Origin of the sequence: Stenotrophomonas maltophilia group sp. RNC7, assembly GCF_030910085.1 — a bacterium.
GTDB lineage: Bacteria > Pseudomonadota > Gammaproteobacteria > Xanthomonadales > Xanthomonadaceae > Stenotrophomonas > Stenotrophomonas sepilia.
In genome coordinates this window covers 18906-27841 of the sequence record NZ_JAVFVN010000266.1, presented here as the reverse complement: position 1 = coordinate 27841, position 8936 = coordinate 18906, and the positions used below count along the sequence as shown (strand labels likewise).

At 68.0% G+C, this 8936-nt stretch carries 10 protein-coding genes; 5 read left to right on the top strand and 5 right to left on the bottom strand.

Annotation, left to right across the window (positions count from 1 at the left end; translation table 11 throughout):
• Positions 1-109: IS3 family transposase (locus tag RCF13_RS03560; RefSeq protein WP_308140878.1), on the top strand; the 109-nt coding region annotated here is incomplete at its 5' end.
• A 123-nt stretch (positions 110-232) separates the two neighbouring features.
• Here RCF13_RS03560 and RCF13_RS03555 read toward each other — a convergent pair.
• Both RCF13_RS03555 and rsgA read right to left on the bottom strand, forming a co-directional pair.
• Positions 233-1486, bottom strand: coding sequence for a flavohemoglobin expression-modulating QEGLA motif protein (locus RCF13_RS03555; RefSeq protein ID WP_061479584.1), 1254 nt, complete (start codon positions 1484-1486; stop codon positions 233-235).
• A gap of 123 nt (positions 1487-1609) precedes the next feature.
• Complete coding sequence (gene rsgA, locus RCF13_RS03550) at positions 1610-2719, bottom strand: ribosome small subunit-dependent GTPase A (protein ID WP_134969347.1); 1110 nt, start codon at positions 2717-2719, stop codon at positions 1610-1612.
• A 113-nt stretch (positions 2720-2832) separates the two neighbouring features.
• Between rsgA and RCF13_RS03545 the strand changes: the two genes are divergently transcribed.
• From RCF13_RS03545 to RCF13_RS03535, 3 genes are read left to right on the top strand one after another with little or no spacing between them, the layout of a single operon-like run.
• Positions 2833-4107 (top strand): pyridoxal phosphate-dependent aminotransferase, encoded by a 1275-nt coding sequence (locus RCF13_RS03545; protein ID WP_072167610.1) that lies wholly within the window; start codon positions 2833-2835, stop codon positions 4105-4107.
• A gap of 3 nt (positions 4108-4110) precedes the next feature.
• Positions 4111-4728, top strand: a complete 618-nt coding sequence (locus tag RCF13_RS03540) for an SGNH/GDSL hydrolase family protein (RefSeq protein ID WP_065196456.1) — start codon at positions 4111-4113, stop codon at positions 4726-4728.
• A 4-nt stretch (positions 4729-4732) separates the two neighbouring features.
• Positions 4733-5452 carry a class I SAM-dependent methyltransferase gene (locus RCF13_RS03535; RefSeq protein WP_154351405.1) on the top strand — a complete coding sequence of 240 codons (720 nt, stop codon included), beginning with the start codon at positions 4733-4735 and terminating at the stop codon, positions 5450-5452.
• A 125-nt stretch (positions 5453-5577) separates the two neighbouring features.
• Here the strand turns inward: RCF13_RS03535 and RCF13_RS03530 are convergent, their stop codons facing one another.
• Positions 5578-6357 (bottom strand): polysaccharide deacetylase family protein, encoded by a 780-nt coding sequence (locus RCF13_RS03530; RefSeq protein WP_231352290.1) that lies wholly within the window; start codon positions 6355-6357, stop codon positions 5578-5580.
• A 59-nt stretch (positions 6358-6416) separates the two neighbouring features.
• Here RCF13_RS03530 and grxD point away from each other — a divergent pair, with 59 nt between their 5' ends.
• Positions 6417-7343 carry a Grx4 family monothiol glutaredoxin gene (gene grxD / locus RCF13_RS03525; protein WP_032956577.1) on the top strand — a complete coding sequence of 309 codons (927 nt, stop codon included), beginning with the start codon at positions 6417-6419 and terminating at the stop codon, positions 7341-7343.
• 121 nt (positions 7344-7464) lie between these two features.
• Here grxD and RCF13_RS03520 read toward each other — a convergent pair whose 3' ends face one another.
• The gene (locus RCF13_RS03520; RefSeq protein ID WP_005419210.1) at positions 7465-8004 is read right to left on the bottom strand and encodes a DUF924 family protein; all 540 of its coding nucleotides are present in this window, start codon (positions 8002-8004) and stop codon (positions 7465-7467) included.
• 43 nt (positions 8005-8047) lie between these two features.
• Entirely contained in the window at positions 8048-8824 is a 777-nt protein-coding gene (locus RCF13_RS03515; RefSeq protein ID WP_049415280.1) for an AMP nucleosidase, read from the bottom strand.
• Between the last annotated feature and the right edge of the window lie 112 nt (positions 8825-8936).

The window sequence follows — 8936 nt, the reverse complement described above, 5'->3', positions numbered from 1 at the left end:
GGCCGGGCTGGTGGAGTACATCAAGTACTACAACCAAGAGCGAATCAGATTGAAATTGAAGGGGCTAAGCCCGGTAAAGTACCGGGAACAGGCCCAAGCAGCCGCCTGACCCCACCGTCCAAGTCTCGGGGGTCACTTCATGGATGGGTTTACGGCGTGTCCTGGCCAGGGTGCCCCACCGCCGCCCAGCGATATCCATCGAGGCGCCAGCGCATCATCCCGCCAACGCATTTCATTCCGGTGCCAGCTGGTCCATCCGTATCCGGTTGGCAAACAGCGAAAACGCCAGCATGCCGGCCAGGCCGTTCGCCCGGCTCACCCAGTGCGGCAGCCAGCGCGGTGGCTTCAATACCCCCGCCTCGAACAGCGGCGCGAACGCGATCGCATCGGCCAGGCTCATCTTGCCGGCAAACAACCAGCGGCAGACCTGCAGGCGGTCTTCGGCCAGCATGTGCCGGAAGAAGGTGTGCACCGACACCAGCCCGCGCAGGTACACCGTGTCCTTGGTGAAGGCCAGGCCGCCACGGGGCGGCACGCCGCGGAACACGCGCTGCGCCGAGGCGAAACTCTCTTCCGCGTTCTGCCCCGCATCGCAGAAATAGCGGAACACTTCGATGAAATCGGCGCCTTCGCGTGCCATCGCAATCGCTTCGGTACGCAGGCTGATGCGCTTGAGGCGCTCGATGTCGATGCTGCCGGTGATCTGCTCGGCAAACGTCGCCAGCCCTTCCTGGGTGGCGGTCACCCGTGGCGAGGACAACGCCAGGCTGGGCAACACCGGTTGTTCGCGGCCGTTCAATGCGGTCAGCGAATGCACCAGCGCTTCGTGGTGGAACAGCTGCGCGCGGTCGTAGGCACTGAAGCGCGCACTGGTACGCAGGCGGATGCGGGTCGGGCCGGCAGCCGCCTTGGACACCAGCTCCGGATCCAGCTGCACCTGGATGATGCGCGATTCGAAGAACGCATCCAGGTCGTTCTGCAACTGCAGTTGCAGGGCGATGGCCGAGACCGGTACCTGCTCTTCCGGTGCCAGCAGTTCGTGGTCCAGTTCGGCGGCAATCTGGATGAAGTGGCGTGCCGCGTCGCGCGTACTCGGGCCATTGCCCGGCAGCGGCTGCTCGGGCGCGCCGAACAGCTGCACCGAACAGGTATCGACGGCGGCAGTGCCCAGCCCCTCAAGCAGCTGCGCGGCCAGGTCCCAGCTCTGCGCCGACTGCTGCACATAGTGGCCCAGCGGGTGGCTGTCATCGCAGTCGGCAGCGATCGCGGCCAGCGCACGGCGCTCTTCGCTGAAGTCCAGCCGAGGGTAATCCACCTTCGGCAGCACCGGCTGGCCGCGCGCCACGCTGTCCAGGAACGGTACCTGCACCGTGGCCGGCCAGCTGGTCAGCCCCAGCAGGCGGATGCCTCCCACGGCCTCGACCAGGCGCGCATCGAGCGCTGCATGGTGGGCCACCTCACGGTCCAGCGTCGCGGTCGGTTCCATGCGCGAACTATAGCGCCCTGCCGTGCCAGGCGCAGTGCGCCGCCGCCCGAGCATTGGCTCGGGCGCTACAAGGTGTCCCGGGATACAACCGTTGTAGAGCCGAGCCCACGCTCGGCTGCACTGTCAGCGCCGGCGTGGCTTTCCGGCCGGGCGGAACTGCTGGCCTTTGCCCTTCTTGCCGCCACGTTCCTGCGCGGTCTCGGCCTGGCGAACCGCCAGCTTGGCGGCGGCGGCAGCCACTTCTTCCTTCAGCTTGAAGTAGTTCAGCAGGCGGCTCTCTTCGATCTCGCCAGCGTCGATCGCTGCACGAACAGCGCAGCCCGGTTCCTGCTGATGCTTGCAGTCGTTGAAACGGCACTGCGTGGCCAGCGCTTCGATATCGGCGAAGCCACCTTCGGACAGCGTTTCTTCGCCGGTCGGTTTCAGCTCGCGCATGCCGGGGGTGTCGATCAGGCAGGCGCCGGTCGGAAGCGGCATCAACGCGCGATGGGTGGTGGTGTGGCGGCCGCGCGAATCGTTGGCGCGCACCGCGTTGGTCTTCATCCGCTGCTCGCCGAGCAGGGTGTTGGTCAGCGTGGATTTGCCGGCACCGGAGGAACCCACCAGTACCACCGTGCGCCCCGGGCCCAGCCACGGCCGCAGCACCGCCACGCTGTCGGCATCCAGGCCGTTGATCGCATGCAGCGCGATGCCCTGCATCTCCAGCTCTTCCAGCACTGCCAGCGCATCCTCGCTGTACTCGGTCTGATCGGCCTTGGTCAGCACCACCACCGGTTCGGCGCCGCCACCACCGACCAGCAGCAGGTAGCGCTCGATGCGGCGCGGATTGAAGTCGGCATCCAGCCCACAGACGATGAACACCGTATCGATGTTCGCTGCGATCACCTGCTGGTGGTAGTGCTCACCGGCGGCGCCACGCTTGATCGCGGTGCGACGTGGCAGCAGCGCGACGATGCGGACGCCGTCCAGCAGCACCCAGTCGCCCACGGCCGGCCGCTCGTGGCTGGGAAAGCGCGGGCGCTGCCATTCCGGCAGTGACTCGGCCTTGATCGCCGCATCCGGGCCATCGGCCACCACGTAATGGGTCCGGTGCTGCTCGATCACCCGCGCCGGGCGGGCCTGCGGATGTGCGGCCATCACGGCCTGCCAGTCGGCCTGCTGCGCCGGGCCCGGCCAGGGCCAGCCGATGGTCTGCAGGGCGATGAAATCGGGGGTCTGGGTCATCGCCGCCATTCTACCTGTGACGGCCCCCGGCCAGCCCAGCAATGGCAGGCCCGGAGCCATTGCCATGCACTGCAGCAATTCCGGTAGGATGGAATCCCCATGCCTTTTGACGGCCCAGCCTCATGTCCACCATCTCGCCCAAGCCCCTGGCCATCCGCGAGCGCCTTTCCGAAGTGCGCTACGAAATCCGCGGAGAACTGGCCCGGCGAGCGCGGGAGCTGGAGGCGCAGGGCCGCAAGCTGATCAAGCTCAACATCGGCAACCCGGGCAACTTCGGTTTCCGCGCACCCGAGCACCTGCAGCGAGCGATCGCCGACGACATGGGCCGCACCGACCCGTACACCCACCAGCAGGGCCTGCCGGTGGCGCGTGAAGCCATCGCCGATTACTACGCCCGCCGCGGCGCACCGGATGCACATCCGGACCGCGTGTTCGTCGGCAACGGTGTCAGCGAGCTGATCGACCTGTCGCTGCGCGCACTGCTCAATCCGGGCGATGAGGTGCTGGTGCCGTCGCCGGACTACCCGCTGTGGTCGGCCTCCACCATCCTCAACGATGGCCGACCGGTGTACTACCGCTGCGCCGCCGAAAACGGCTTCCAGCCGGACCCGAGCGAGATCGAGACGCTGGTGTCCTCGCGCACCCGCGCCATCGTGCTGATCAACCCGAACAACCCCAGCGGCGCCAGCTACCCGCGCGAACTGCTGGAGCGCGTGGTCGAGATCGCACGCCGCCACAACCTGCTGCTGCTGGTCGATGAGATCTACGACCAGATCCTGTACGACGATGCGGTGTTCCAACCGGTCGCGCCGCTGGCCGGCGACCATCCGTGCCTGACCTTCAGCGGCCTGAGCAAGGTGCACCGTGCCTGCGGCTGGCGCGTGGGCTGGGCCCATCTCAGCGGCGACGACGCGCGCCTGGGCGACTTCCGCGCCGCGCTGGACCTGCTGGGCGCGCTGCGCCTGTGCGCCAACGTACCGGGCCAGTACGCCATCGAGGCCGCAGTGAACGGCCCGGACACCATCTCCGAACTGTGCACCCCGGGCGGCCGCCTGTATGAAACCCGCCGCGCGGTGATCGACGCCTGCGAAGCCAGCGAGCACCTGTCGCTGGTCGCGCCGGCCGGTGCGCTGTATGCGTTCCCGGCCGTGGTCGGTGCCGCTGCCAAGAGCTTTGACGACCACACCTTCGCGCTGGACCTGATGAACAACGAAGGCGTGCTGGTGGTACCGGGTTCCAGCTTCAACGTGCCCTACCGCCATCATTTCCGCGTGACCCTGTTGCCGGAAGCCTCGGTGATGCGCGATGTGTTCGCCCGCATCGACCGCGTGCTGGCCCGGCGTGCCGAGGACGCGACCAAGGTCGTGCCGCTGAAGCCGCGCCGTTCGGTGGCCTGAGCGGTGGCGCTGTCCTACCTGGCGCTGGGCGACTCGTACACCGTCGGAGAAGCCGTTGCTGTCGAAGGCCGCTGGCCGCACCAGCTGGCCGCCGCCCTGCGTGCGCAGGATGTGGCGCTGGCCGACCCGCAGACCATCGCCACCACCGGCTGGACCACCGACGAGCTGGACGCCGGCATCGATGCGGCTGCGCCCCAGGGCCCGTTCGATTTCGTCAGCCTGCTGATCGGCGTCAACAACCAGTACCGCGGCCGGCCGCTGGACGAGTACCGCGTACAGTTCCAGGCCCTGCTGCAGCGGGCGATCGGCTTTGCCGGTGGCCGCCCCGGGCGCGTGCTGGTGCTGTCCTTCCCCGACTGGGGCGCGACGCCGTTCGGTGCCGGCAGCGGCCGCGACCTGGCCACCATCGAGATCGAGACCGACGAGTTCAACGCAGCTGCCGAGGTGATCAGCACCCAGCAGGGCGTGGCCTTCGTCGACATCACCGACATCAGCCGTGACCAGGGCGGCAACCCGGCAATGATCGCCGAAGACGGCCTGCACCCGTCGGCGCGGATGTACGCATTGTGGAGCGCGCGCGCGCTGCCGGTCGCCGCACGCCTGCTCGGCGGAACGGACTGACACGATGGATGGTAAGCCACGGAACGGCCCGCCCCTGCCCTGCACACCGCTGACCGCCCCGCAGGCCCGCGCGATCGCCGAAGCGTTCCGCCCGGCACGGGCCTGGGGCAGCCGTCGCGACTACTACTACACCCGCGGCAAGCTCGGCAGCGACCCGTTGTATGACGGCGTGCTGCAGCATCTGCGCGACGACGGGCAGCCGGTGCTGGACCTGGGCTGCGGGTTGGGGCTGTTCGCCCATGTGCTGCGCCAGCGCGGCGGCACCCACCCCTACCTCGGCGTGGACGTGGATGCCAGCAAGATCACCCGTGCCCAGCGTGCCGCCACCGGCCTGCACGCTGTGCGCTTCGACTGCCTGGACGTGCAGGCGCCACTGCCGGCGCAACCCGGACACGTCCTGTTGCTGGATGTGCTGCAGTACCTGGACGCGGGCCCACAACTGGCACTGCTGCGTGCGGCCAGCGCGCGGGTGGCCGCCGGCGGCCGCCTGCTGCTGCGCACCCCGCTGGCCACCGGCGATGGTCGCGACCGCACCACGCGGGTGGCGGACCGGTTGGCCTGGCTGGTCGGCTGGATGGGCATGCGGCCGCGCCATTACCCCGACCCGCACGTGCTGCAAGCGACACTGGCCGAGGCCGGATTGCAGGTGACGGCGCCGCGTCCCCTGCATGGGCGCACGCCATTCAACAGCTGGTTGCTGGTGGCCGAACGCCCCGCGCTGTAGAGCCGCGCTGCGACGTTTTTCCGGTGCTGCGCACCGCCGCCCGAGCATCGGCTCGGGCGCTACAGTAGCGCCCCCCTTGTAGAGCCGAGCCCATGCCCGGCTGCTCTACATCACCAGGGCCGGCGTTACGGGACCGGCAGCCGCGCTTTCAGCCCGCGCTCGTCCAGTGCCTGCAGCACGCCCTCGATGATCGCCAGGTTGTGACCGTGGGCGGCCCCCTCATGCAGCAGCACGATGGCCCCCGGTCGCAGATCCGGCAGCAGGCGGTCGAGCACCCCCTGCGCCGTGCAACCGATGCCGTCGAAGCCGCGCGCGCTCCAGCCGACCCGGACCAGGCCCAGCCGCTGCAGCACCGGCGCCACGAACGGATTGGTCATGCCCACCACCGAGCGGTACCAGCGCACCGGGCGACCGCTTACCGCCTGCAGCGCGTGCTGGCAGCCCTCGATCTCGGCGCGCATCGCCGCCGGGCCCAGCCGCCAGAAGCGCGCCTGCGGATGGCTGTGGCTGTGGTTGCCCAGGTCGTGGCCGCGGCGCAGGATCTCCTGCACCAGTTCCGGCTGCGCCAGCGCGCGCTCGCCCACCAGGAAAAAGGTGGCATGGGCCTGGTAGCGGTCCAGCAGGTCGAGGACGGCACGGGTTTCCGGGCCAGGACCGTCATCAATGGTCAACCAGACGCTGTTGCCGGCATCCGGCAACCGGCTCAGCACCGGCGCATAGAAGCGACTGTTGGGCAGGAACACCGGCACCAAGAACAGTGCGTGGCTGGCCACCATCAGCGGCAACCCCCAGTGCCAGCCCGCCAGGACCCAGACCAGGATCACCAGCAGCTGCGACGCCACCAGCCAGGGCAGCCAGCGCCAGGGCCGGGTCGGAATGCGATGCAATGTTCCTGCGTTGCTCATCCCCCATGATGCCATGAGGGGTAGAATCGATGGTTCGAATTCCCGGAACCCCGACGTCCATGTCCCTCGATCCCGCCCTGCGTTCGCGCATCGAATCCATCCTCAACGCCAACCGCGTCGTGCTGTTCATGAAGGGCCAGCCGTCGATGCCACAGTGCGGTTTCTCGGCCAAGGCCGTGGGCGCCCTGCAGGACCTGGGCGTCGAGTTCGCCCACGTCAACGTGCTGGCCGACCAGGAAATCCGTGAAGGCATCAAGGCCTATGGCGACTGGCCGACCATCCCGCAGCTGTACATCGACGGCGAACTGGTCGGCGGCAGTGACATCGTGCTGCAGATGGCTGCCAGCGGCGAGCTGAGCAGCGTGCTGGGCCTGGCTGCGCCGGACCGTACCCCGCCGAGCATCACCGTCACCCCGGCCGCCGTGGAAATGCTCAAGGGCGCGCTGGCCGATGCCCCGGGCGCGGCCCTGCAGCTGTCCATCGACGCCGGTTTCCAGCCGAACTTCCAGCTGGCCCCGCACGACGAAGGCGCGATCGCTGCCGAGTCCAATGGCCTGCGCGTGCAGTTCGACCTGGCCAGTGCCCGTCGCGCCAACGGCATCACCATCGACTGGGTGGACGACATCCGCGGCAAGGGCCTGGCCATCGACAACCCGAATGCGCCCAAGCCGGTGCAGGAAATCAGCGTGCGCGATGCCGACGACCTGGTGCGTGCCGGCAACATCACCCTGGTGGACGTGCGCCCGGCCGACGAACGTGAGATCGCCGCCGTCGGCGTGCCGTTCAAGACCTTCGACGGCAACGGCCGTGCCGCGCTGGAAGCCCTGCCGAAGGACACCGCACTGGCCTTCATGTGCCACCACGGTGGTCGCAGCGCGCAGGCCGCCGAGCAGTTCCGCGCCCTGGGCTTCACCAAGGTGTTCAACGTGACCGGCGGCATCAACGCCTGGTCGGAAGACGTCGACAACGGCGTGCCGAAGTACTGATTGACGGCGCGGGGTCAGCGCCCTTTCCTGCGGAAAGCGGATCTGGCCCCCCAAAAAAGGGGACGGAGGGGATTAAGTCGTTTATGCCACAAACGACTTAATCCCCTCCGTCCCCTTTCTTTCAGCCGGCGAAACCGCCTTCGGCCAGGTAGTCCAGTTCCTCCGGCGAGGGAATGCGCCCCAGCACGGCGTTGCGGTGCGGGAAACGGCCGAAGCGGCGGATGATGTCGCGGTGCAGCTCGGCGTACTGCAGGTATTCCTTGTCGCCCAGCACATCGAACATCGCCACCGAACGGTCCTGGTCCAACGGGTCCTCGGAGTGCTCGAACGGCAGGTAGATGAAGGCGCGCAGCTTCGGCACCAGCTGCAGGTCCAGGCCTTCCTCGATGGCGCGCATGGCGTAGTGCCGGGCCAGGCCATCGGTGGCATAGGAATGGGCAGTACCGCGGAAGCAGTTGCGCGGGAACTGGTCCAGCAGCAGCATCAGCGCCAGCGCGCCCTCGGCACTGCCCAGCCAATGCTCGCGCCCACGCGAAGCGGCGGCGAAATGCTCATCCAGGAACAACTGGCGGAACTGCGCGTCGAACGCATCGTCGCGGGCGAACCACTTCGCAGGGCCCGCTTCTTTCCAGAAATCCACCACTTGCGCGGCAACGTCCATCACCTACTCCCCAGGGCCGGCGCGCCGCGCCAGGCCATCATCATCATTCATCGAAGCGCAGGTGGCGGACCGACTTGCCGTTGCGCCGGATAAGCTTAAGCGCCTCGATACCGATCTGGATATGGTTTTCCACGAACTGGGAGCTGACCTTGGCATCGGAAGCCTCGGTCTTGACCCCGTCGGGGATCATCGGCTGGTCCGAGACCAGCAGCAGCGCGCCACTGGGAATGTGGTTGGCGAAACCGGCCGCGAACACCGTGGCGGTTTCCATGTCGATGGCCATGCAGCGCATCGCCCGCAGCCGCTCCTTGAAGGCCTCGTCGTGCTCCCAGACCCGGCGGTTGGTGGTGTAGACGGTGCCGGTCCAGTAGTCGTGGCCGAGGTCGCGGATCATGGTCGAGACTGCACGCTGCAGCGCAAACGCCGGCAAGGCAGGCACTTCCGGCGGCAGGTAGTCGCCCGACGTACCCTCGCCGCGGATCGCCGCGATCGGCAGCACCAGGTCACCCAGCTGGTTCTTGCGCTTGAGGCCACCGCACTTGCCCAGGAAAAGTACCGCCTTGGGCATCACCGCCGACAGCAGGTCCATGATGATCGCGGCATTGGGGCTGCCCATGCCGAAGTTGATCATGGTGATGCCATCGATGGTGGCGCTGGCCATCGGCCGGTCCAGGCCGATGATGGGCGCACCGGTCAGCTCGGAAAAGGTGTGCAGGTAGCCGCCGAAGTTGGTCAGCAGGATGTGCTGGCCGAACTGGTCCAAGGGCACGCCGGTATACCGGGGCAGCCAGTTGTCGACGATTTCCTGCTTGCTCTTCATGGGCGGTCCGGTACGGCGGGGGACCGGGTATTTTCAGCCACCCGGCCGGTGCCGTCGAGCTATCGTCGGCAGGCCTGTGAAGAAGGTCACTTGGCAAGCCCGCCGCCTCCGG